This is a genomic window from Streptomyces sp. NPDC006339 (assembly GCF_040612775.1).
GTDB lineage: Bacteria > Actinomycetota > Actinomycetes > Streptomycetales > Streptomycetaceae > Streptomyces.
Genome location: NZ_JBEXQW010000003.1, coordinates 76051 through 100533 on the forward strand (window position 1 = coordinate 76051; position 24483 = coordinate 100533).

At 65.1% G+C, this 24483-nt stretch carries 17 protein-coding genes and 1 pseudogene; 7 read left to right on the plus strand and 11 right to left on the minus strand.

Translation table 11 applies throughout. The features are described 5' to 3' along the window. Nucleotides 1-160 precede the first annotated feature (160 nt). Complete coding sequence (locus ABZ135_RS03210; protein ID WP_356691225.1) at nt 161-1003, plus strand: hypothetical protein; 843 nt, start codon at nt 161-163, stop codon at nt 1001-1003. Nucleotides 1004-1189: 186 nt separating this feature from the next. Here ABZ135_RS03210 and ABZ135_RS03215 read toward each other — a convergent pair whose 3' ends face one another. From ABZ135_RS03215 to ABZ135_RS03240, 6 genes are all read right to left on the minus strand, one after another. Further along, nucleotides 1190-2488 (minus strand): DNA sulfur modification protein DndB, encoded by a 1299-nt coding sequence (locus ABZ135_RS03215; RefSeq protein WP_356691227.1) that lies wholly within the window; start codon nt 2486-2488, stop codon nt 1190-1192. A 26-nt stretch (nt 2489-2514) separates the two neighbouring features. Next, entirely contained in the window at nt 2515-3120 is a 606-nt protein-coding gene (locus ABZ135_RS03220) for a hypothetical protein (RefSeq protein ID WP_356691229.1), read from the minus strand. Between the two features lie 169 nt (nt 3121-3289). After that, on the minus strand, nt 3290-4123 hold the full coding sequence (locus ABZ135_RS03225) for a phosphoadenosine phosphosulfate reductase family protein (RefSeq protein WP_208898294.1): 834 nt from the start codon (nt 4121-4123) through the stop codon (nt 3290-3292). Further along, nucleotides 4120-7701: an ATP-binding protein gene (locus ABZ135_RS03230; protein ID WP_356691231.1), complete on the minus strand. Its 3582-nt coding sequence runs from the start codon at nt 7699-7701 to the stop codon at nt 4120-4122. Before ABZ135_RS03230 ends, ABZ135_RS03225 begins: the two co-directional genes overlap by 4 nt. After that, nucleotides 7698-8789, minus strand: a complete 1092-nt coding sequence (locus tag ABZ135_RS03235; RefSeq protein WP_356691233.1) for a DUF4007 family protein — start codon at nt 8787-8789, stop codon at nt 7698-7700. The genes ABZ135_RS03230 and ABZ135_RS03235 overlap by 4 nt, the downstream gene beginning before the upstream one ends. Before the next feature lie 58 nt (nt 8790-8847). Then, nucleotides 8848-10110 (minus strand): cysteine desulfurase family protein, encoded by a 1263-nt coding sequence (locus ABZ135_RS03240; protein ID WP_356691235.1) that lies wholly within the window; start codon nt 10108-10110, stop codon nt 8848-8850. A gap of 365 nt (nt 10111-10475) precedes the next feature. Here ABZ135_RS03240 and ABZ135_RS03245 point away from each other — a divergent pair, with 365 nt between their 5' ends. The 5 genes from ABZ135_RS03245 to ABZ135_RS03265 all read left to right on the plus strand — a co-directional run bounded on the left by ABZ135_RS03245 (nt 10476) and on the right by ABZ135_RS03265 (nt 16726). Then, nucleotides 10476-12101 (plus strand): DEAD/DEAH box helicase family protein, encoded by a 1626-nt coding sequence (locus tag ABZ135_RS03245; protein WP_356691237.1) that lies wholly within the window; start codon nt 10476-10478, stop codon nt 12099-12101. Further along, nucleotides 12086-13972 (plus strand): ATP-binding protein, encoded by a 1887-nt coding sequence (locus ABZ135_RS03250; protein WP_356691238.1) that lies wholly within the window; start codon nt 12086-12088, stop codon nt 13970-13972. Before ABZ135_RS03245 ends, ABZ135_RS03250 begins: the two co-directional genes overlap by 16 nt. After that, on the plus strand, nt 13969-14871 hold the full coding sequence (locus tag ABZ135_RS03255; protein ID WP_356691240.1) for a phospholipase D family protein: 903 nt from the start codon (nt 13969-13971) through the stop codon (nt 14869-14871). Before ABZ135_RS03250 ends, ABZ135_RS03255 begins: the two co-directional genes overlap by 4 nt. A gap of 191 nt (nt 14872-15062) precedes the next feature. Then, nucleotides 15063-15710 (plus strand): hypothetical protein, encoded by a 648-nt coding sequence (locus tag ABZ135_RS03260; RefSeq protein WP_356691241.1) that lies wholly within the window; start codon nt 15063-15065, stop codon nt 15708-15710. Between the two features lie 215 nt (nt 15711-15925). Further along, entirely contained in the window at nt 15926-16726 is an 801-nt protein-coding gene (locus ABZ135_RS03265) for a phosphoadenosine phosphosulfate reductase (protein ID WP_356691465.1), read from the plus strand. 114 nt (nt 16727-16840) lie between these two features. On the opposite strand, the gene ABZ135_RS03270 is transcribed toward ABZ135_RS03265, so the two are convergent. The 3 genes from ABZ135_RS03270 to ABZ135_RS03280 form a co-directional block, all read right to left on the minus strand. Next, complete coding sequence (locus ABZ135_RS03270) at nt 16841-17689, minus strand: hypothetical protein (protein WP_356691242.1); 849 nt, start codon at nt 17687-17689, stop codon at nt 16841-16843. A 60-nt stretch (nt 17690-17749) separates the two neighbouring features. Further along, complete coding sequence (locus ABZ135_RS03275) at nt 17750-19192, minus strand: DNA phosphorothioation-associated putative methyltransferase (protein ID WP_356691244.1); 1443 nt, start codon at nt 19190-19192, stop codon at nt 17750-17752. Nucleotides 19193-19297: 105 nt separating this feature from the next. After that, nucleotides 19298-20755, minus strand: coding sequence for a restriction endonuclease (locus ABZ135_RS03280; protein ID WP_356691246.1), 1458 nt, complete (start codon nt 20753-20755; stop codon nt 19298-19300). 173 nt (nt 20756-20928) lie between these two features. On the opposite strand from ABZ135_RS03280, the pseudogene ABZ135_RS03285 reads away from it, so the two are divergent. Further along, nucleotides 20929-21079: pseudogene (locus ABZ135_RS03285) on the plus strand (IS5/IS1182 family transposase); the annotation flags it as partial. 115 nt (nt 21080-21194) lie between these two features. On the opposite strand, the gene ABZ135_RS03290 reads toward ABZ135_RS03285, so the two are convergent. Both ABZ135_RS03290 and ABZ135_RS03295 read right to left on the minus strand, forming a co-directional pair. Next, a complete protein-coding gene (locus ABZ135_RS03290) occupies nt 21195-22649 on the minus strand; it encodes a hypothetical protein (RefSeq protein ID WP_356691248.1) in 1455 nt (484 codons plus the stop codon). Next, entirely contained in the window at nt 22646-24136 is a 1491-nt protein-coding gene (locus ABZ135_RS03295) for a DUF4365 domain-containing protein (RefSeq protein WP_356691250.1), read from the minus strand. The genes ABZ135_RS03290 and ABZ135_RS03295 overlap by 4 nt, the downstream gene beginning before the upstream one ends. Nucleotides 24137-24483 lie beyond the last annotated feature (347 nt).

Genomic DNA, 24483 nt, shown 5'->3' on the forward strand with positions numbered 1-24483 from the left:
CCCATCCCCGCCCTGACCAACGACTTCAAGGACCCGACCCGCACGCTCCCGGACCTGTGGGGAGGCCGAGAACGCGTATTGGCTGATCGAGGCCAAGGGCGGCGATGTCCGCAAGAAGCGCCTCGTCGAGGGGTGGGAGCAGCTCGAAGAGGGCAGCAAAGTGCTGCGCGCCTACGCGCATCGCCGCATTCTGTGCGGTGCGTCCGTACAGCCCGAAGGGGATCTGTTCCTGACCATCGACCACGGCCATCACCATGGCCCGCCCGCACAATCGGCCGGCGGCCACAGCACCCCCACGGCGCCCAGTACACCCGAGGGCCACCTCGCCGAGAGCGACGACGCCCTCCTCATCGCTGCCCGCGCGCAGATGCTGACCTACCTTGTCCTGCGATCCATCCCTCCCTCGCGGCTGCGCACCGTTGGCCTTCCTGTGGACCGCTCCACCCGCCGACGCCCCCTCGTTGGTCTGACCACGCCCCTGGAACGCGATCCAGCCACGCATGAGCTACGGGCTCATGTACGCGCCGAGACCGCGCAAGAAGATCAAGAGACACTCCGCTTTCACGCACGGGGCGTCGGCCTGGACGACTTCCTCACTTGCCGCATTCCCGGCACCGAAGTGCAACTGGGCATGTCGCGCCGCCTGTTTGCCACCTGCGAGCAGCTCCACCGAGAGGACCAGCTGATCGCGGAGCGGACGCCGGGCCTACGTGCCGAGGACCAGCACATCGCGGACGAGCCAGCCGACGAAGAGGCCGAGGAGCAACGCCGCCGTACTCAAAGGCGTGTCTTTCGCGAAGCACAGGAGGAGGAGCGCGAGCTCGTCCGAGAACGCCTGCGCGACGCGTACGAAGCCGGTGCCGAGCGCCAGTGGCGCGACCTCCTACCCACCCACCAGGAACCCCGGCTCGACATCGATGAGCACCCTGGCCTACTCGAAGCAGCAACTCCCGAGACGTATCTGGCACTGTGGGCAGACGATCTCCCACATCAGCGACGCTGACTGGCAGTGGCATCAGCCAGGTAAAACTTACGGAAACGCGTATGCCCCCGCGGACGGGGATACCGCGGGGGCATACGCGTTGGGTAGCGCACACGGTGCTGCAGGGGCATCCGTTGGGCAGACCACTAAGACCCCGACCTGGCCAGCAGAACGGCGGGCAACGCACCGGGGAGAAGAGTTGGCTACCTACTCAGCGAGGGGCAGCCGTCGTGCCAGCTCATCAGCCGACACGGCGTAGCGCTCGTTCTTCACCGTCCGGTATGTACGGATAGCGCGGTCGATCTGTGCACGAGAAGCCGGGGCGAGATGGACGAGTAGCAATTCGTAAAGAGCCTGGTTGTTGTCCTTGGCCGGAATCATTTTTCCCTTCCGGCTTCCATCCGGAGTTTCCTGCCACACTGCCGAGAACGGCGCAGAGGTCATCTTCCAGTCCAATTCACTCAAGCGGCGCAGGAGCTCCGGCCAATCCAGGAGATTCTGCTCGATGATGTGACGGGCAGCTCGGACGATCTGGACCTGGACAGCGGGGCGCATGAAGGGATGCCCATCCCCATCTCGGCCCTTAGGCGCACGGAGATCCTTAGGCGCCGCGTGCGCCTCATAGCGCTCCCGCATGTTCCCGCAAGCAGCGAGCAGCTCATCAATGCGCTTGGCGAGTACCTCGTAACTTTCGTCAAGGATGTCGTCCGTTGCTCGCTGAGAGGTCTTGTTCATGCTCTCATGCAGACCGAAACCCAAGTCCGTGAGCAGATCGTACAGAACCCCGATCGTCGTCCACGCGGTGCCAGTTACACCCACCTGACGGGTAGCGAGCTTTAGTTCACCCTCGTTGCCCACTTTACTGAAGACTTGCACCACGCCCTTTCGTCCAAGAAACTCATGGTCGTCGAGCAGGCGGCGGGTCAGAATCGCAAAACCATCGTCCTCATCGAGGGCGATATTCTCTTGTGCGGTGGTCTTGACAGCGTTGCGGTTGATATTGGTGAAGAGACGTCGGGTCCTACGGCGTCCCGCTTCGTCATCGAAATGCGGAACCACAATCACACTGATGTCCTCGCGCCCCAACTCCGGGTTCCGCTTGACCGCGTCCTTGATGGCTTTCAAACGATGCTGGCCGTCCAGCGCGAAGAACTGGTGGGTGCCGTCAAAGGTTAGAACTCCAAAGTTGCGGTCCACGCCAGCGAGAACATCACCGTACTCAGAATTCTTCTCCATCTCCAGCGGGATGTACTCCGGAGCGCCTCCCCAGGCCGCGACAATAATGGCCCCGAGAAATCGGTTCTCGTTCGTCAATAGGTAGTCGGTGATTTCAGCCGTGCGCGCTCCAACGCCGCGCTGAATCATCGTCCCCAGGTCCTGGTTGCCACCTAGCTCGTGCGCGAAGCTAATTTCCCGTGCCACCGCCGCGTAGCTCATAAGGCACGAGTAGTACTTCCAGTTCCCCACTTTGGCTTCGAAGGCAGGAACGAACGTCTTGGAGGGCATAGATACCTCTTCTTATGCTGCGGCGGTCAGGACGTCCAGGCGGCTCGGGGAACACCGAGACGCCCACGCAGTTTGGGGCGATCAGAGTCGTTAAGAGGGGGGTTCCACAACCGGATGAGCCTTTTCTCCAGTCCCCGGATCCGGTTTCGGTCCGTCACCGTGGTGCACCAGAACTCCATGGGGCGCAGCGGAAGATAGCGACTCAACCGCTGCTCTCTGGTCTTTGGTTCACTGTCGGTCCACAAGCTCTCGGGATTGGCGCGCAAATACCTGCGGTACTCCTTGTAGCGCTGCCGAATGGTGTTACCGGAGTCGGACCTGGAGGCTCCCGCCTGCCCGACATAGAGGAGCTGCGGGAAGCTTCCGTAGGTAGGACGGCTATCGACCGCGAACTGGAATTGAGGCCGCCAGACGAACATGTACAAGCCCGGTTCGTCAGGGAGGGCGGGCGCGAGGGTATCAGTGGCCTGGTGAACTTCCCACGGCGAGGCGAACTCGCGGAGGTCTTGATCAAGTTGTCGGCAGCTCTCCCCGTCCAGCATCCGCAGCAGACCGACCTCGATGGGCAACCCCGGGCTGTCCTCCTCACGGTGCCTCTGCACCATGCGGGTCAGCGCGTCTCGACCGGTCATGCTCGAAACCGACATGCAGATAGCCCCCCCGTACACGACTCTGCGGCTCTGGCACATCTAGTGTGACAGGTAGGACTGACAGCCACTCAGAGAGCCATGGAAAAGGCCCGCCTCGCGGTACGTCCACAAGGCGGGCCTCTGCCCGGTCAAGTGACCGGGGGTCACCTGGCTAGAGGTGGCAAACGGAGCAGCCTGCCTCGTCGTCATCGGAGTCGAGGGCGTCGGTGAGGACTTCCAGGAGGGGCCGGTTGGGCTTGACGCGCTTGGCAGCGCGCTCCAAGGCCGCCTGGTGCTTGGCCTCGATCTCTTCCTTGCGCTCGATCAGCTCTTGAAGGGATTCACCTTGCGACCAGGTGTAGTTGCGCCCCTTCATGGCGGTGTGCCGGTACCGGACCTTCTCCTCGTACTCTATGGCCCGTTCGAACAGGTCGGGGTGGCGCTCCTTGAGGCCGACCCACTCGTGCTTGCGCTGGAAGAAGCAGAAGTAGCAGCCAGAGCGGGTGCGCCACTCGTAGTAGTCGGGCAGGCCGATGCCGGCCTCGTCCAGGATCCGCATGACGCCGTCCTTGTCGATGCCATCCTCTCGGAAGGGGAAGACGGCTTCGATGTTCGGCTTTGTGCTGACGTAGCCGAGGCGGTTTTCGTCGGCGCGGATGGCGACGTAGGAGATGACCTTGTCGTCGCCGACCCAGTCCTCCAGAGGCTTGATCTTGAGGTTCTTGGTGCACCAGCGCATCTGCGGGCTGGGAAGGGTGCCCTGGTAGACCTCCATCCAGTGGTCGAAGTCGCGGTCGGCGTTGAGCCGCACGATCGACTTGCCCAGCGCGGCCTCGAGCCGGTTGAGGTACTCGTAGGTCTCAGGCAGCTCGGCGCCGGTGTCGCAGAAGAAGTACTCCATCTCCGGGACTCGGTCACGCATGTAGACGGCGAGCGCAGACGAGTCCTTGCCACCGGAGATGCCGAGCACGTGCCGGACCTTCTTGGTGTCGGCTTCGTCGGTCATCCCTGTGCCTTCCTTTCACTCGCCGCTGTCGCGGCTTCGGTAACGCGCTGGGCGAGGGCAGCGAGAAGGATCCGTGCACCGTCCGGCCCCAGTGCCTTCTCCGCCCGCTTCAGGACGTCCGCAGCGAGCGTGTCGGCCTCGCCGCGTGCCTGCTCGGGTACGTAGATCAGCGTGCGCTGCTCCACGCCGGCGCTGTCGGTCAAGGTCAACAACTGGGCGTCGAGTTTCTCTTCCCGACTCCGGACCTCGCGTCCGGCGTGGTGCAGGTGTCCTACGCGATCCAGAGCTGCAGCCATCGCCCGGGCCTTCTGTGGGAAGACCTTGGCTTCGTGGTCGTCCCAGTCGCCGAGAGCGGAGTTGGTGAGGCGTACGACGATTGGTTCCAGCCAGTCGTCGTCTTCCAGGCTGTCACTGAGGACGAAGTCGACGAAGCCCCGCAGGTCTGGTGTCAGTACAGCGTCCGCGAAGCCTCGCAGCCGGGCCGCCAGCTGAGTGCGCAGCTCAGACAGTTCGGTCGGCAGGCGGAACTCCTTGGCCAGGACTCGGACGACCTCCGCGCGCAGCCGACTCTCGATCGCGACGAGCTCGTCCGCTGCCGCAGTGAGGCGTTCGACATAGGTGTTCGCCGCTTCTGCGTTGGTGCGCGTGCCTGCCGGGACCTCGGGCAGGCCAAGAGCCTTGGGCAGTGCGTGGAAGACCAGCTCGTCGGGGTCTACCGCCTTGGCGATGGTGGCGCGAACGGCGCGGGCATCGGCGGAGATGTTCTTGGTCGTGCGCGCGTACTTGTTGAGGTCGGCCACCCGGGTGATCAATGCGCTGGCGACCGCGAGCAGGTCGGGGTTGCGCAGAGCCTTGGAGCGTGGAGCTTCCACGCCGAGGGAGACCATCAGTTTCTTGATGATGCTGCCGCGCTGGCCATCTCCGGCCGGCGTGTACTTCACGGAGAAGCGTCCCGGGCCCTTGACGAGGCGCTCGACCACGTCAACGGTCAGTCGGGGCAGGTAGGTACCTTCCTCGAACAAGGCGACATCGTGCCGGCGGATGACGAGCGCTGGCACTAGGAACACCGGGATTACTCCGGCCTTGAGCCCGAAGGGCGGGCTCATCAGGGTCCGAATGACCTCCTCGATACTCAGTCGTTCGGTGGCGCCGGTGAGCACCTCGTTCAACGCGTTCCAGGCGGGCTGGGCGTGCTCGTGGCCCTCACCAGGCGACGAGAAGCCGTACGGAAGCAGGCTTTCCTGCTGGCTTTCGGCCTGGGCCACACCGTTTTCGCGGTGCAGTCCCAGGTAGGCGAGCGCGCCGCTGTACATGGCGCGCTCGGGCTTGTAACCGTCTTTGAAGCCAAGGTTCTTCTGCCCGGACGCCGAGAGCATGGCCGTCAGCAGTATGCCGCGGGCCTGGGCGGCCTGGCTGGTCAGGACGTGGCGACCGAGCATCTCGTTGCGAATGTGCGGCGTGTGCGGGTACACCGACTCGCAGGCCAGGGAGACCAGTCCGCTGAGGCTCCGGGCCGTCAGGTCGGAGGCTGCGGGTTCTTCGCCCGGGGCAATGCCGCTGTGCCACAGGCTCCACGATGCGTCGGAGGACGGCGGGTAAAAGGCGTCCTGCATCAGCTCCAGCAGCTCCGCCTCGGCCTGCACGATCCGCTCGGTTACTTCGCGCCGGGCGACGTGGTCGAGGCCCTGGTCGTTGCTCAGTTCCTTGAGCGCGACCAGGTAGGTGGCTGTCGTGAGCACCACATCGGGCTGCGGCGTGGTACCGACGAGCACGGGCAGGGGCGAATCGACGTTCGGCCGGTTGGCCTGGGTGCCGAGGTGGAAGACGACGAGACCGTCTGCAGGCTCCCTCAGCTCATCTGGGGCAGCGACTGTCTTGGTCTCCGAACCGCTGACCGCCGTGTAGAACACGCGCATCATGCCGGTGACCTGGCTGTGACGGCCGGCCACGAATGCCTGCGGGACGAGCCCGCCGAGTCGATCGATGACCGATGCGTCATCGAAGTGGCTGATGATTTCCTTGAGTCGGCCGTCGATGTCGACGTCCGTGCCCTGCCAGACCCGGTACTCGCCACTGAACTCGCGGTGAACCACGAAACCCCGGCGGACGAGGTCGGCGAGCCGTTCTTCGAGCGCCGTGAAGGCGTCGGGGTCGGCCACCTCGGTGGGGTCGTGGAGAGCAAAGTGGATCATCGGGGCGGTGGCGCTGAGGGCCCCGTCGGAGTCGATCAGGTTGAGGACACCGATGGTCTTCAGAATGTCCTGATCAGCGTCCGGGAGGCCGTTGGCGTCCCGGATACGCGCATCGACCTCGATCCACCGGCTCGCGTTGGCGGAAGCGAGCAGGGTAGTGCGTCCAGAATTCAGGAAGTAGTCGTACAGCTGTGGCAGCCGGACCGTGCTCGCATGGTCGGCTTCTTCGGTGCTGTGCCGCGCCAGCGAGTGGCGGACGGTATTGGGTTCGCCGCTGTTGAGGAAGCCTGAAAGGCTGCGGTCGTGTTGGCCGATCTGGGCAGCGAGAATCGGAGCGGCGAGGGCCGTGATCGGGTGCAGCGGATACAGGTCGGCGAAGTGTTCGGGACCAAGTTCAGCGAGGACCCCGAGACCATGCTCCGTCCAGATCTCCGCAGAGGCGTGGGCCGACGTGGCAATCAGGGCTTTGCCCACGGGGCTGACGGCTGAGTGGTCGAGGCGGCGACGCAGCAGGTGCAGGGAGTCACCGTGGTGGGGCACGAAGGTGATGTCTTCGAAGCGGCCCTGAATCTTGGCCCATTCGCGGGTCTTCAGTTCGCTGGACCGTGAGGCGTAGTCCATGAACGAAAGGTGCTGCAGGGTCATCACGTAGACGGGCAGCCCATTAGGGCCAGCCGACTTCTCGGCGAGTTCCTGCAGAAGGAACAGGTCATTCTGCGCGTCGGCGAACTCGTGGTGGCTAGCTAGGTGTTCAAGGGTCTTGCCGAACTCGTCGATGACGAGGAGCAGGGGCTGCTGCCCGTCCGCCGTCAGTGCCGTTACGGCGTCGAGGATGACCTTGGCGCCGGCGCTGTCCGGGTCGGCAGATGCAGCGAGAGCCGCTGCGATGGCCTTCGGGACGCGCTTGCCCCAGCGTCGCTCCGCCGCCGTGTGCAGGGCCCGGGCGAGCGTGGCGACGAGGGGTTCACGGCGTGCGGTGGCTACCCCGCCGAGGAACCCTTCGGGGGCGATGGCGTCGCGCGCTGCGGCCAGGCGCTGGGCGAGGGCAGGGCTGGCCTCGTCGAGGATGCGCTCGGCTTCGCTGCGTCGCTTGGCGTCCCGCCCAAGCAGGGCGTCGATGAAGTTGGAGAGAGTTGACTTGCCGGATCCATATGGGCCGGTGAAGGACCAGGCGCGAGTGCGGCGTTGGTCGGCAAGCGCGCTGGCGATGCGTTCCAGAACGTCGACTGCCCGGGCGCCGACGTAGGGGTCGTGCAGGGCGTCCGTGACGTCGCGTTCCAGATTCGTCGAGCGCATCTGGGAGCCGACGAGTTCGATGCCGGCGGGGAACTGCGGGGCGGAGTTCGCGGCGCTGCTAGAGGTCCGCGTGGGGGTTGCGGTGGTCACGCGGTCTCCTCAAAGAGTGGCTCGGTGGTTTCGGCGGTGTTGGTGGTGAGTTCCTTCTGCTCGGCCTCGGCGAGCTTGGGGAACTTGGCGGCCCACTCCTCGCGGGTCGGAAAGCCCGGGCGGCGAGTAACGAAGTCGTACTGCTCGTCAAGTACCTCCCAGGCCAGGCCGAAGGGGTCGGCCGTGAAGGCAAGGCTGCGCTGTCCCACGGCCTCGGTCAGGCTGAGCTGCGGGTGGTCCGCGGCGACCTTCTGCAGTGCCGTGACGATCTCGTTTTCGCGAACCCGGAAGGCGCGCCCCGGGGAGCCTGGCTCGTTGGCGAGGCGGGCGACAGAGATCGAGTTGGCCTGACGGGAGAACTTGGCGGCGTAATCGAGGCAGGCGTAGGCCAAGACTCGCGCGGGCAGCGTGGTGCGGTGTCCGCTGGTGAACTGCCACTCCGGCTTGCCACGGGTGCCGACGAAGGTCAGCAGGTCGAGCTCGCGGAAGGGGCAGGCGAGCAAATCCTCATAGCTGCCCGGGGAGCCAGCCTTCTCCGGAGCGCTGCGCGCGTACATCTTGGTCAAGCAGTCGATGTCGCGGACGATCGACGCTTCGACCGGGCTCTCCTTGTAGGAGAAGTTCACGTGCCGGGTAACGACCTGGGTCATGTCGGCCGCCGTGAACCGGGAGAACGGCGCGAGGTGGAAGGCGGTGTACCAGGTCGGCGCCCAGCACTTAGCCCCGGGACGGGAAGAGACCAGCCACCAGTGCAGCAGCCACAGGCTGCCGTTCTCCTCCAGGTAGGGGTCTGCTCCGTCCTCGTCGAGCAGCCAGCGGGCCTCCCACGTCGGGTAGGAGTACTTGGAGCGCGCGCCGGTCGCCGGGTAGTGCTCGCGGGTCAGTTTGAAGGCCCGCGACCAGTAACGCATGGCATTGACCATGTTCTTGCCCACACCGAACAGCACCGGGGCGTCATCCGCGAGGAAGGCACTCGGGTCGTCTTTGACCTGCATGTACGCCTTGTGCAGCCAGCCGAAGCGGGGCGCGAAGGTTTCGTGTCGCGCGAAAGAAAAATGGGCGGCTTCCCCAAGCCGGCTGTCTGACATCAGGGACCTCTCCGTGTCCTATGCGATTTCTCTAACGAGGTGTTAAACGGGGTAACGGTCACCGAGGACCATCGGCTGCGGCCAACGCGGAACCAACCTGTGTCACGGCCCGTACGACAGCTTGTGCCGCGTACTCAATTTCGGCGTCCGTAGTCGCGTAGCCCAGCGAGAAGCGGATCGTGCTGTCGGCGTCGTCCCGACTCAGCCCCATGGCCAGGAGCACGTGACTCGGCGTCGGGGCACCGGACGCACACGCGCTTCCCTCCGAAGCGGCGACGTCGGGCATGGCGGCCAGGACAGCATCGGCAGGCACGCCCGGAAATGTGATGCTGGTCACGCCAGGGAGTCGCTGATCCCTTCTGCCGTTAATACGGCACTCAGGCAGAGCGTCGGTCAGCAGGCGCTCAAGGCGATCACGCAGCGCTGCCACACGCTCGGCTTCTTCACCGAGGCGGCGTCGCGCGGCGTCGGCCGCAGCACCCAGACCGATGATCCCCGCCACATTCAAAGTGCCGGCGCGCCAGCCACGCTCCTGTCCGCCGCCCACCAGGAGCGGCCTGTGCGGCAGCGACGTCCCGCGCCGCACGTACAGCGCACCAACGCCCTGCGGGCCGCCGAACTTGTGGGCCGACAAGGACAGCAGGTCGACATCAAGCTCGGAAACGTCTACGGGCAGCCGGCCGATCATCTGCGTGGCGTCCGTGTGGAGGAGGGCACCGGCCTCGCGGGCCGCCTCCGCCGCAACCCGAAGGTCCGTCAGGACGCCGGTCTCATTGTTAGCCGCCATCAAGGAGACCAAGCCCCCTCTGCGGGCCGAGAAGACCTGCTCCAGAGCGTGCAGGTCCACCAGGCCGTCGGCACCAACCGGCAGCAGCACAAGATCCTCGGGCCGCTCGGCGGTCACCGTCCGGGCCGTCTCCAGCACAGCAGGATGCTCCAAGGGGCTCGTAACGAGCGAACTTCCAGCCGTATAGGCAGCACGGAGGGCCAGATTGTTCGCCTCCGTCGCCCCGGACGTGAAGATGATCTCGCCAGGTGAGCAGTTGAACAGGTCGGCTAGCTGTCGACGAGCAATGTCGACCCTGTGCGCCGCCTGCCGTCCCGGTTGATGCATGCTTGAGGCGTTTCCGACGGACTGCATGGCTTCTATGACGGCCGCAGCAGCCTCCGGCCGGATCGGAGCGGTGGCATTGTAGTCAAGATAGGACATAACCGACCCATCGGACTCGTTCACCATCTGCCACCCCGTCTCGCTCGTGTCGCACACCAATGTACTGCTGGTGGAAAGCTCCTCCCGCATCCGGGGTTCCACCAGGAGCACGAAGCGATCCTAGTCACGCAGCGAGATCCACTAGCCGAATCACTCAGAAGCGTGGTGTCGCAGACCGCTTACCGAACGAATGTTCTACATCATGCGAAGGGCCTGCAACTCGCTCACAGAAAGATCCCCCAAGGACCCGTAAGACCTGGCCGTGAGGAGACAAATCCCGGTCCTGGCCGGGCTTTTCGTCTGATGATGCACTGACTGTCAGTGCCCCCAATTAGGGTGTTCGCACGCTGCGACGTGGCAGTACCTGCCCGTTGGAGCGGTGCTTGGTGTGCTCGAACTGGGGGTGGGTTCATGACGACAGTGCTGACCGACGCGTGTGCGGGCTCTTGCCCGCAACGCATCGGGCAGGTGATGCCGTGACGACGTGGTCACCGGGGATGTCCTTCAGGGCTCTTCTTGCCGATGCGCCCATGTCGTACATCCGTGCACATCTGGGCGAGCAGCTGTGCGCCCTGCTCGATCTGATCGAGGGAGGTGCGGCGGCAGATGACCGTCTGCGTGCCGTGGCTCCGATCGCCATCGACGCCGAGCGTCTGGTCACTGACGAGGTCGAACGCTCCGCGCTCATAGCCATGATTCCGGGCCCCAAGCAGGCCGAGCTGGCGCAGCGGCTTGGCTCCGCAGGTGATGATCAGACCCCACTGGACTACCTGCGGAGCCTGAAGTGGACGGCGGACGAGCGGCGAGAGCTCCTGGAGTTCTTGGGCTTCACGATCGATCGAGTGCCGTCCCTCCCACCGGCGTTGAAGCAGGAGGCGGCACCTGAGTACGGGTTGTTCCCGCATCAGCGACACGCGGCAGCCCGGGTCAAGGAACTGCTGTACGACGGCACGCGGCGCACAGTGCTCCACCTGCCCACCGGCGTCGGCAAGACCCGGACGGGCATGAGCCTGATCTGTGATCACCTGCGGCAGCATGAACCCACCGTGGTGGTGTGGCTGGCGCACGGGCAGGAACTGCTGGAGCAGGCCGCCGCCGAGTTCGAGCGCGCCTGGGCCAAGGTTGGTGATCGTCCGCTCCCCGTCCTCAGAGCGTGGGGCAACGCCCCGGTGGAACTCGCAGGCATGACCGACGGTCTAGTCGTTCTCGGCTTGGAGAAGGCCGTCTCGACAGCCAAGTCGAACCCACAGTTTCTGGCCACCCTCGCGGCTCGCAGCACTCTGACCGTGTTCGACGAGGCACATCAGATCATCGCTCCCACCTTCCAGAGAGTCGTCGATGAGCTGACGATCCGTCACGACGCGAGTCTTCTTGGGCTGACGGCCACCCCTGGACGTACATGGGCCGACATCTCCAAGGACGAGGAGCTCTCCGACTACTTCTCCCGACAGAAAATCATGCTGGAGATCGAGGGCTACACCAACCCTGTGACGGCCTTGATCGAACAGGGGTACCTGGCAAAGCCGCTCATGCGGACCGTGGCCTCCGAGCCGGGCGTACACCTGTCGGCCCGCGATCAGCAGCTCCTTGCACGGTCGTTCGACATCCCGGCCGCCATGATGGCCGAGCTCGCGGGGGACGAGCAGTGGAACCTGAAGGTTGTCCAGACGATCATGGAGCTGCTGGAGCAGCACCGCCGGATTTTGGTGTTCGCCGCGTCCGTCGACCACTGCCGGTTGATCGCGGCCGTGCTGTCGGCGGCAGGCATCGATGCCGAGTTCGTGACCGGCGAGTCCTCCCCCCGGCACCGCAGCCAGGTCATCGCTCGATTCAAGGGGTCCGGTCGGCGCCCCATGGTTCTGTGTAATTTCGGCGTCCTGACGACCGGCTTCGACGCCCCAGCCGCCAGTGCGGCAGTGATCGCCCGTCCGACCAAGTCTCTGGTGCTCTATAGCCAGATGGTCGGTCGAGTCATCCGCGGCCCCAAGGCCGGCGGCACCCCCACTTGCGAGATCGTCACCGTCGTCAACCCGGAACTCCCCGGGTTCGGCGACGTAGCAGAGGCATTCACCAACTGGGAAGACGTATGGGAGACAGCGTGACCAGCGACGGCAGCAACTACCGGATCGTCAGCCCTTCGCTGACCGTCAAGGCCATGCGGGACAGCGGCTACAAGAACACCGCCTACGCCCTTGCCGAACTGATCGACAACAGCATCGACGCCAAGGCCACACTCGTGGAGGTCTTCGCCTGCGAGAAGCCGGTAAAGGTCGGCACCCGGACCAGCCATCGCGTCGAGACCATCGCCGTCCTCGACAACGGCCACGGCATGGAACCCCCACAGTTGCGGCGTGCCCTGAAGTACGGCGACGGCCAGGGCGCCGACCCCGGCCGCATCGGCCGTTTCGGCATGGGGCTGCCCAACTCCAGCATGTCCCAGTGCACCCGGCTGGACGTCTGGTCGTGGACCAACGGCCCGGGGAACGCAATGCACACTTATCTCGACCTCAAAGAGATCGAAGAGGGCTCGATCGATGACGTTCCCGAGCCCACGCACGACCCGCTGCCGGACGAGTGGCGGGATCTGAGCGAGGGACTCAGCGACGCCGGCACACTCGTCGTCTGGACCGACCTCGACAAGGTGAACTGGTACGGAGCCGCTGCCACCCTGAAGAACACCGCTGATCTGATTGGCCGCGTCTACCGGCACTACCTCCACGATGGACGCGTCGACATCCGGATGGCTCCCGTCCGAGATGGCAAGGTCACGGACGGCGAGTACTACGCGGTGCCCAACGACCCGCTCTACCTGATGGCTCACACCTCCACCCCGGAGCCGTTCTCGGACAAGCCGATGTTCATGCCCTTCTCCATGGGCAGCGAGTCCGAACCTGGCGTGACGCACTTCCCCGTGATCCACGAGGGCAAGAAGCACAACATCACGGTCCGAGCCTCCATCGCTCGCCCGGAAGCCCGCCGTGCCGACGTCGAAGGCCACCCGTGGCCTGACGGCATCAGCCGCACGTCCGACCCCGGCACCCTCCCGTGGGGCAAGCACGCCAGCCGCAACGTCGGCATCTCGCTCGTGCGGCAGGGCAGGGAGCTGGATCTCGACTCGTCCTGGGCGATCGGCTACAACCCGACGGAACGGTGGTGGGGCATCGAGGTGGAGTTTCCGCCGGAGCTCGACCCCATCTTCGGCGTGACGAACAACAAGCAGAGCGCCACCGTCTTCTCGTCCCTGGCCCACTTCGACTGGAAGGCCCACGCCGAGGCCGGCGAGTCCTTCAAGGGCTTCAAGGAGCGCCTCGCCGAACTCGGCGATCCGCGTCTTCCGCTCATCGACCTGGTGCTCTACCTGGAAGAGAAGCTCCTGCCGGCCATCCGGCGGCAGCTGAAGCAGCAGACGGTCGGTACCCGCAAGACCAAGAAGCGGCACGACGACGACGTCGCTTCCAAGGCCACGGACGCTGTCAAGCGCCGCAGTGAGGAGGGCTACACCGGCAAGACCGACGAGCTGGACGAAGGCGCTACCCCCGAGGCCAAGCGACAGGAACAGGTCGATGCCCTCACCCAGAGGCACCACCTGGACGAGGACACCGCGCAGTCCATGGTCGAGGAGGCCCTGGAGAAGGACCTCCGCGCCCGGTGGATCTCCAGCTTCCAGGACACCTCCGCCTTCTTCAGCATCGACCTCATGGCTGGCATGCTGCAGGTGATCTTCAACGAGAGGCACCCCCTGCACTCTCAGCTGATGACCGTCCTCGAAGACGTCCCGGAGGATGCGGACGTGGACGAACTGCGTGACCGGCTCAACCAAGCTGCCGAGACCTTCAAGCTGCTGCTCTTCTCCTGGGCGCGCATGGAGGACGAGACCTACCCCGATCGCGAGCGCGAACGCATCGCGGACGCGCGTCGGGACTGGGGCCGGTACGCACGTGGCTTCGTGGATGGAAAGGCCGGCGACGCGTGACCGAGCCCGCCCACATCTGGCGGCAGATCGAAGAACTGATGACGGCCGCCCATGGACGCGTAACCCTTGTGGCGCCCTTCATCAAGCGCGAAGTGCTGGCAGCCGCCCTCTCTGCCGTCCCCGACTCAGTGGAGACCATCGAGTGCATCACGCGGTGGACCCCCGAGGAGGTGGCGGCCGGGGTCTCGGACCCCGAGATCATTACCCTCGCGGAGGACGACAAGCGGCTGCACGTCGCCCTGTGCCCGAGCCTGCACGCCAAGCTCTACCTCACCGGCGAACGCTGCCTGATCGGGTCGGCCAACCTTACAGGCAAGGCCACCGGGCGGGTCCCGAACCCGAACATCGAGATCCTGGTCGAGGCGTCAGCAGCGCATCCCGAAGTCTCCCGAGTGCTCAGCGAGATCGAGGCTCGTGCGATCGAGGCGACGCCCCACATGGCCGCCCTGGTGAGACAACAAGCGGAGCTGCTGAAGGCCCATGGCCCTGCTGCCTCCGACCAGCCACGAGAGGAAGCACAGCAGGGCTGGTACCCGGTCACGCGACGTCCGGAGACTGTGTACCCGTACTACTGCGGCAGGGCTCAATTCGGGCGATCAGTGGAAGCCGCCATCCTCCGTGACCTTGCGTTCCTGGGCGTACCGGCGGGCTTGACCGAGGCCGAGTTCACGGACTGGGTCGAAGGCCGCCTGCGAGAGATTCCCGCCCTCCAAACGCTGGTGCAGGGTGATCGCCTGACCAACGTCGAGCTGCAGCACGCACTGCAGGAGCAGGCGGGCTTGACCAATGAGCAGGCCAAGAGAGCGACTGAAACCATCGCCGCGTGGCTTCGACACTTCGGCCGCTTCTACACCGACGTCGGAACATGGGAAATCAGGCACGGACAAGAACTGTCGTAACCGCTCGCCTGGTATGACGCCGGCCTCGGCACCGAGGCCGGCCCGCACCCGAATCTGATCGCCTGCGAGCTGCCGTCGGACCCGCCAACCTGAAGCGCGGACTCGCCTAGGATCTGTTCGGATAGCCAGCTGTGGCGGCAGCGCCCCACCTGGCGGTCTCAAGGCAGGAACTCAGGTGCGGGAAGGTTCTCATGGCTCAAGCGCGGGTCCCCTACCTGCTCGGGCATGCTGAGATCGCTTCTCTCTTCCAAATCGAACGCCAGACATCTCAGAAGTGGCGTGCGGAGGGCACGCTTCCCGAGCCCGACCTAGTTGCTTCTGGTAATCCGTACTGGTTGCTGACGACGGTATTGAGCTTGGGCGGTGGCGGAGACCGGCAGGTTGATGGGCGGCAGCTCGACGCCTACAAAGCCGCCATCTCCCACGGCTACGTCCCGCGGGTGGATGAACAACTACCTGTGATCATCGGCATCCAGGAGGTGGCTCGCGTCCTAGGTCGAGATGCCCAGGCCGTCTCCCGGTGGCGTAACCGTCGACGTATCGCCGAACCAGACCTCGTTCTCTCTGGCTCTCCGCTCTGGCTCTTGGAAACGCTCATCGCGGATGCGCATCAGCGGCAGCGATCCGTCGTCCCCGCCGAAATCGCACTGCTCCGCGCAGGACAGCGTGCCCCACAGAAGCCTCGCGGTCGCAGGTCAGGCAACCCCACCGTGCGCCCGCCAAAGGCGGTGGCGCCAGCAGCACGAACCTTCACGAGCGACGAACAGGCTACCGCCGTGGAGTTCCTGGAATCGGTACTGACCCAGGGCTACGCCGTCGTGATCAAGCCGCAGACCTGACTCAACTGACCCTCTCCACTAACGATCTCGAACGGCCAACGCCACTTTTCTGCACCAACGTTCGCCGACAGCTATGAGAGAAACACTTGATAGCCGGCCACATCATCCATACTGTCTCTCATATGTCGATCTTGCAGTGCACCCGCGGCCCCCATAACGCCGACTCAACCGACACCGACCCACAGGCCGCCTTCTGCCAGCCGAACCACAACCGGATGAAGGTCGTCTCCTACGGAGGCGGCGTGCAATCAACGGCGCTGCTAGTGCTGGCCGCCCTTGGAGAGATCGACTTCCGCACCTTCCTCTTCGCCAACGTCGGTGACGACAGCGAGCACCCGGCAACGCTCACCTACGTTCGCGAGATCGCCATCCCGTACGCTGCACGTGCGGGACTAGATGTCCACGAGCTCAGGCGGCGTCGACGCGACGGGGCCACGGAAACGCTCATGCAGCGGCTGAACCGGCCGGACACCCGGTCGATCCCCATCCCGGTCCGCATGGCCAACGGTGCTCCTGGCCGCCGCAACTGCACAGCCGACTTCAAGATCAAGGTGGTCGGACGGTGGCTCCGGGAGCATGGCGCCACCGCCGAGGCCCCGGCTGCGGTCGGCATCGGCATATCGCTCGACGAAATCCATCGCGCCAACCGCCGGCGGAGGGAAGCCTACGAGATCATCGAGTACCCACTGCTCGACCTCGGGCTGCGCCGGGACGACTGCGAGCGCATCATCGTCGAGGCCGGCCTGCCGGTTCCGCCCAAGAGCTCCTGCTTCTTCTGCCCCTTCCGCACCGTCGACGCCTGGCGCCACCAGCGCCGGCACGAGCCCGAGTTGTTCGCTCAGTCGGTCCGGCTGGAGGAGACGATCAACCGTCGACGGGCCGCACTGGGGCGGGATGCCGTGTATCTCACGAGGTACGGCGTCCCGCTCACCCAAGCCATCCCCGACCAGAGCCCGGGGGTAGGTGACGTCGATGAGGATGAGGGGGCTTGCGACTCCGGCTGGTGCATGACCTGATACGTGCCGAGCAGGCCGCGATGGGTGGAGCCCGAAAGTCATGGCTTCGGGCTCCACCCATCGTTTGTCCCTGTCGTGCCGACGTGGCCGCCGCAGGGCTCGGCCGGTGACAGATCAGAGCTCGGGCGGCTCACCGGGCTGCAGGTGGAGGACGGCCAGGTACTCGCTGTAGGGCATCTCTTCGTCCACCCAGCGGCTGCCCGAGGGGGCGGGAATCCACATGCCGTCGAGAAGGTACTTGTCATCGAAGACGGCGACGCGGTCCTCTTGCACCGCTGCCGCCATCAGTAGTTGGACTCCCAGCAGCAGCACCGTGGAGGCTTCCCTCAGCGCGCAGACCTCGGCGTGCCCGGTGGGGAAGACGTTCCCGTCCGCGTCACTGTCCGGCTCAGGGATGGCGGCACGACCCCGGACGACCATCTCGTGCAGCGCAATCGCCTGGTCCACCGCTTCCGCCACCGGCGTGCTGGCACCCGGCACGCCGTCCGGGGCATGCGTCCGCAGATGGTCGGCGACCGCGCGAGCATGGACGGGCCATTCCCCGGCGTAGTGATGCAGCCGCCGTTCGGCGGCCTCGACGGCCATCCCGGGCTCCGTGGCGTCCGGGTGCAGCAGCCGAACAAATCCTTCAAGTGCCGCGCGCAGATAGCCGAGACGGACCTGGTGCTGCTGCCACTCCTCCATCATCCCGGTCCAGACGGCGTCGAAGTCGAGGCCCGCCGAGCACATGCCGCCGTCGTCGTACGACATGTCGAACGTCACCGAGCGCAGGCCCTGGGCGAGCCGCAGCCACTTGTAGGCCGTATCCCAGACGTCCTGCGCCCCGGAGACTCCGGTGACGGCGGAGGCGTGCTCCACCCAGTCGGTGAGTTCACGGACGTGGTCCTCGGGCTCGGACAATGCGAGCGTTGACAAGGTGCGGTACGAGGGCAGGCAGGAACCCTCCATCCGGGTAATCGTCATGGGGTGGAGCGTGGCACACAGCACTGACAATCGCTCCGGCGCCGGGCGCCAGTGCGACGCTCAGGTGCCAGTGGTGCGGCGTACGAGTCGGTGGCCGCGCAACTCCCGCCCGCAGCGTACGAGTTCCCGCTCCCAGCCCTCTTCGGTGCCGATCAGGTGCGGGCTCTCGTAGAGGCCGGCGCGAACCTCGGCCTCCGTGAGCCTCCGGTACTTGGGTGCGTCGGGATCATCCTCGGCAAGAAATTCGTGCTTACGGTGGAGAAGGGGACGGTTGGTGGAGTCCGCGTACGAGGTGAAGGAGGACTTGAGGGTCTTCAGGTCGACGGCGTACGAGGCCGCGATACGCGGGTGGGGATCCGTGTCGAACTCGGGGTAATCGAGCCAGCTAACACCGCGGCCCTGGTGACGGAGCTTGACGACGGACCACTCGCCAGGGCGGCCGGCAGCGATGCTCGCGCACTGCTCGTACAGGCGCAGCACAGCCGGGATCCGGTGGAGTGCCCGGCGGTGCACGTACAGGGCGGTCGCGGTGAATTTACCGGCGATCGATCCGTTCATCGCGCGACGGACGTAGGCGTCGTCGCGCAGCTTGAACAGCAACCGATCGGCTCGCTGGCACGCCTCGGTGTATGAGGGAAAGAAAGCACGGATGTCCAGTTGAACCGGCAGGGGCAGACTGCTTACGGGGCCCCGGCCATGGAACAACTCCAGCGCGAGGAACAGCAGCGTGTCTAGGGCTCCGCGTTCGGCGCTCCGCTCCACCTTCACCGGGTCGGCTTCCTGCTCGGCAAGGCGCTTCAATTCACCGGGGCGCAGGTGGCCGAGTAGGCTGATGATGGACTGCGGCATTTCCTCAAGCTGCGGCATCCGACCTCGCTGCTCGAGATGAGCGACAACCGAGGTGATCGCCGAGGCGGTGTCCTCAGAAGCCAGCCATCCCCCGTCAGGGGCGACCTGGCGGGCGAGATAGCTCAGGCGGGCCGCATCGTCCTTGAAGGCGTAGACGATGCCCGGCGCCGCCGAGACGCAGCGGACGCCGGTTGCTTCCTCTACGTAGTCGCGCAGCTCGCCGGCGGCGTAGAGGTGCTGGAATGTGCGGCGCTGAGTGAGGATGCCGTCGCCGTACTCCGTGCCTTTGATCTGGTTGCGCTCCCACCTCAACCGTGCGGACACCACAAGCACGGACTTGGTAAGTGCCCAGGCACGCAGGAGCGTCTCTCGTCGTTCGTCGGGATTCTCGATGACGTTCAGGACATAGGTGAGAAAGACTACCTCGGCAGCCTCGCGCCGCCCATCCGGGAAATGCACCGGGTCCCACCCTGCGGCATCAAGCCCGAGGTGCTGCAGAGCCCGTACATCGCCGCCACGTCCACACCCGTAGTCCAGCACTACCGTGTCTGGTTCCAGCTGGAGATCGCCGACTGCACGGCGGGCCGGTAGTGAGAGGCCGACACGACCGATGGCGGTCCGATGCCGCTGACTGCTCCAAAGCTGCTGTGTCATCGGTGTCCCCTGAGTCCACGGACAGGCCAGCATGCGACAGCACCGAACTTTACCTGATACCCGATACGATGACCCGGTTATGCGGAGCCGCACCTCACAAAATTACTAAGGAACCGGCTGGACAATATCCGCATAACGCCGCAGAACTTGCGGATTACGTCGCAGGCGCTGCTCGATCTCCGTCCTTCCCCACCAGCCGGTGAAGTAGTCACCACGCTGAGCAATTTCGTCCAGCAGATCGATGGTAGCTACTGCTGGCTGACTTGACGTGGCAAGGAAATAACCCTCAGCTTTATACATGAATAGCGTGTCCAAGATCCCGCCACCCAGATCAGATCGACCAACGCTGCGCTTGCGGGCCTTGCATTGGATGATGACGCGGCGTTCTCTTGCCACCGCCTCACCTTCCATGACTGCCGCGCCGGTAGTCGGTGGCGTTATCCATGATGCAACGATGTCTCGGCCACCATCGCGTTCACGTGAAGCACCGATCGCGCGGACCTCACGCACACCCGGTTCACACTCGAGCAAGTCGTAGATCAGTCGCTCGAATCTTCCGCCGTCGATTTCCTCGGACCAAGTAAACTCGCTGGGCGGGAAAAGTCGCTCCTGTTCAATTCGATTCCGCTCCAGAACCAGAGAGCGTTCTCGCGAGAATCCCGAAAGTCCGCTCTCATGACGCAGCAAGACAGCACGATTTCCACTGGATAGGACAACACTATCCTCTAAGGGAACAATGGTCACACTGGCGGCTGGGCTAGCACTTTCAAGCAATACCCCTTCCAATCCAAGAACGCGATCCGCGACGTGGAGAAGTTCTCGAGACACGTAGTGGTGGAAGTGATCCCCCGCATAGAGGAACCCATTAATGCCCGCAATCTCTTCACTTGGATCGACACGCACCGCCTTTAGGAAATGGGCAACTTCTGCGGACTCGACGACGGCAACCGACCCGTCGTAGGTCCGATAGTAGAGCCAGTCAGTGCTATCCCTTTGAAAAAAGAGATCCTCTTCCGACGCCTCCGTCCTCAACTGTTCAGCGACACCCCTCGCCCAGATTTGATCAGTTTGACGAGTGGGGTCATAACCGTCACCCATGGGCGATGAATGCTGGGGGTGCCAAAAAGTGATTACCCTATGAGCTAGACGTTCAAACAAAGCTAGATGCCCGAACACCTCTTTCGCGGAATCGAGCCCCACATCATCCGGAGGCAACAAGTAGCCTGCCCCTTGTTCCGGGACAAGGTAACGGCCGGAGAGCTCACCTGGAATCATCGTGGCTGGATGTTCAATATCGACCAGCATCGCGGAAAAGGCGCCTGTGTGACGAAAAACGGAAGCCGCCAGCAGTGAGTAAACGTCGTGTAGGTCGGTCCGATCTCCGTCGAAGATTCGGGAGGCGCTGCAGTGCAGGGCTGTGAAAACATCTCCGCCAGGAGTCTGCTCAAAGATCAGTGACAGAGGAGAGCACGGCAGACCTATCCGCAACCAATCCGGACGTTCACGGATCTCGAAGCCAATGTCGTCCGCCCCCAACAGGGAATCCTTGATCCTCTCAAGCACGGCGCGCGCCTCCCCTCCCGATGAACGCACTTCGCGTCCAACAGGAGCTGAGTCTATGAGGTCTTTCAGGGTGGCCACCGATCGGGTGACAGGCACCGTGGCCAAAACGCCAAAGGCTCCCGTCCCGTTGAGGGAGGTGTTCGAAGTCTCAGCCCATCGGCACAGAAGCCTTGCTGGCCCCTCATCCTGTCGCACTCGACCTGCCTCATGCGCTCATCGAGTGGGGTCACGATGCTCATCGTCACCCGCGAGGGTGACCGCCGCTGCAAGCTCCCGCCGCACCAGCGTGCCCTGGTCGCTCTGGTGTGCCTGTGCAAGCACGAGCCCTTCGACCAGCGCGCCAAGACCGGCCGCGCACTCGCACCATTTGCGGGCGACGCGCCGGAACGGATCGGCGTCCGAGCCGGGCCAGCGGAAAGCGAATCGCCCGGTCCGCTGACTACATGTAGTGGGCGTAGCGGGTGGCGACGGCCTGGTCGGGCGGGCAGAAGCGCAGGACGGATTTGACCTGGTTGGCCGTGCGCAGGGTGACGGGGAGGCGCCCGTCGAGGCGGGTCTGGTTCCAGTTCATCTTGGTCAGGGCGAGGACTTCGGCTGCCAGTTCGCGGGGGTTGCGGGTGTGAGTCACTGGCCTGATGCCGATCGGGCGCGGAATGTACATGCCGGGGTAGGTTCGGTAGAACTCGATGCTGCCGGTGGCGTACAGCGCGAGTTCGCGTTCGCCGAGGGTGACGAGGGTGCCGCGCAGGGGCGGTGCATCTCCGGGACGGAAGGCTGCGGCTCCTTCGCTGCTGGTGATCCAGCTCATCTCCAGCGTGTCGATGAACCGTTCGTCCGCGGCGTCTTGGAAGCCGCCTGCCTCGTCATCGGTGAAGGCCGAGGTCTTGTGCAGCACGATGCGCGCGGGTGCGGTGTGGTGCTCGCGCCGGTAGGCGTCCAGGGCATGGACCAGGAGGGCGTGCGCGTCGGCGCGGGCCAGGTGGGGCTGGCGGTCGGTGCGGCTGATCCTCGCCGGCCCTCCGCGCACGATCACGCCGTCCCCGCGTTCGTTGAATACCTGCGCGACGGAGGTGCTCAGAGAGCTCCCGTCGTCGCTGCGGTAGAAGGCGACACCGACATAGCAGGTCGTGAGGTCAGCGGGACTGCGCAGGAGGCGCCACGGGACTCCACCGGCCTTGTAGTAAAGAGCGACGTGCAGGTTCCAGGCCCGGCTGGCCTCGTCCTGGCGACTGTGGCCTTCGGGAGGCCGGGTGGCTTCGTCCCAGGTGCTGCGTCGGATGATCTGGATGGGCTGGCGCAGGTGCAGCAGCCGGGCTTTGAGCAGGTCGTGGAAGTTGGCGAACTGGGCCGGGGGCGGCCCGTCGAGCGTGTCCCGGGCTGGAAGCTCGTCGGCCTCCTTCGGGCCGCGGGCTGATCGGCTGGTGGTGTCGATGAGCTGCTCGGGTCTGGCGACCAGGAGGACGTCGACACGGTTCTCGTCAGCCAGGGTCCTGATCTCATCCGCGTAAATGCTCACGGCCTTGGTCAGGGCTGCCGGCCCGCCTGCGGTCTCGATGGCCCGCAGGTCGCGGCTGCTGATCGCCCGCGTGTTGCGGTCGCTGAAGACGAGGGCGGTGTGCAGACCGCGGTCGGTGTCGCAGCCTGGGAATTCCGGGAAGAGATGTGGGTACTTCTCGTCCTTGGCCGGGATGGGTTCCCGGCAGCGCTCCAGCCATCGGCGCAGCCCATCGAGTTGGTCCGCAGGACCGACCAGGCCGACGCGGATCGCCCTGGGCGCGTCGGCCGCGCCGAGATCGGCGGGACCGTAGTTCGTGATCCCGAACCGTGGATCAATGTGCCGGGCCGCTCCGCCGAATTCCAGTTCCGGTTCGTCAAGGATCACCGAGCTGATCACCGGCCTCGCCTCGCACTGTTCGCCCGTCCCTGACGGGGCGCCCGCAGCCCTGCAGACCTGGCTTTGCTTCCATGGCTTCTTCGCCGAGGAGCGCCCTCGTCGCTCTCGCCGTCCTGGAGCAGGCTGAGAAGATCCTGGGTGTCCGCATCCGCGTCACCCAGTACAGCGTCCAGACCTTCCTGGCCTCCGGCGGACGGGTCCTGGTCGTCCTCGGGTGCGGCCCCGGACGGCGCCGGCCCCCACAACAGGTCGTCGATACCCCGCTTGACCGTCATGGTGGCCAGCTCGCCGAACTGGACGGGCCGTGCTTCCGTGAACAAGTCGGCGTCCTGACGGAGGTAGTTGGCCCACATGCGGGTCCAGCCTCGGACCGCCGGATGCCGGTCGAGACGTTTGATCCCCGCCAGGAGCCGGTCGGCGAAGGGGTATTCGGTGTACCCGTCGGTGGTGAAGCAGTAATCCGGTTCCAGCTGGCAGTACCAGACACCGTCCAGTCGCCGGAATCTCGTGCGCAGTGCAGCGTGGTGGTAGTAGCCGACGCGCTGTGGGTCGGACTTGGAGGTGTGCGGACCAAAGACGGTCCTGCCGCGTGATCCGGGTCCCTTGCCCGCCTTGCGGGGTCCCATGTGCGAGGTCGCGCGAAAGTGCATGTGCTTGCGGTCCTTGTGCCACCGCAGTTCCGGATAGGAGCCCTGAACGGTTCGGGAGAGCAGGTCAGCGAAACGGTGCTGGGTGTCGAGGTCGTCGCTGTCCGCCCACTCTCTGGTCTCGTGCCGCTCGGGATCTCCGTCACAGAGCACCCGCAGAGGCGAGTTCCGCAGGTCGTGGAACGACAGGACCAGGTTGTCCCTCAGGATCCAGCCGGACTCACGCCGGCCCTGCGTCTCCAGTGCGCCACCGGCCGCACGGTAGTCAGTGAAGGCCGTCGGGGCCAGATGCACGGTCGGCGGCATTTCGATGACGGGCAGCAGGTTCGTGGTCAGCACTTCGGTGATCGGCGCGGGCCGCAGGTACAGGCCCGTTGTCCGCGGCATCGCCAAGCGCAGCAGTGCCTGGGCGGCGTCCCGGTCGAAGCGCTGGGTGTGCTTGTCGATGTCCACGCGGCGAGCAGCACGGCTGACCGCGTCAGGGAACGCCGCCTTGACCTCCACCCACCACGCCTCATGACTCTCGGGGTGGGAAAAGACCAGGATGACCGGCGAGTTGCCGGACAGCCAGTGATCAAGATCGCGCGGGTCGCAGATGTAGTGGAAGCCGTCGTCCGTCTCGCCGGAGAAGGGGCGATCCTGCGCTTTGCTCTGCACCAGCAGGGTTAGGTTCAGCACAGCACGGCTATCGGGGTCGACCAGATCGATGTGTCCATCGATGCCGTGATCGACGCGCCGGGGATGGAAGAGGTGGCCCATCTCCAGGCAGCGTCGTTCGATCAGGGCGATGCCCTTCTCACCAATGAATGTCTGGCGCGTCACCGTCTTGCGATCAGCCATCGCCTCATCCTCCTTGCTGGGCACGACCGTCGGCAAGTAGCTGGCCGAGGTGCTCATTCAGGCTATGCGGCACCACTGACAGTCGGACTCACGCGCCGCCCCACCCCTGTAGTCACCCCCGCCGTCCTGCACCGCAGTTGCGACCCATTCTGGGAAGCCGTGCACGACCGACAGCCCCTGGTTTGTCCTTCGTGAAGACGTCCGGCCTGGCCTGAGAGGAGTTCCGAACCGGCGAAAGCTGTCCCCGCCACGACCTCAGCCAGGCGCAGCAATGTGCATCGCGGAATGCGCGACGAGAGCTGCGATCTATGAGGCTGGGCGACGTGCCCCAAGGAGGTGATCTCCAT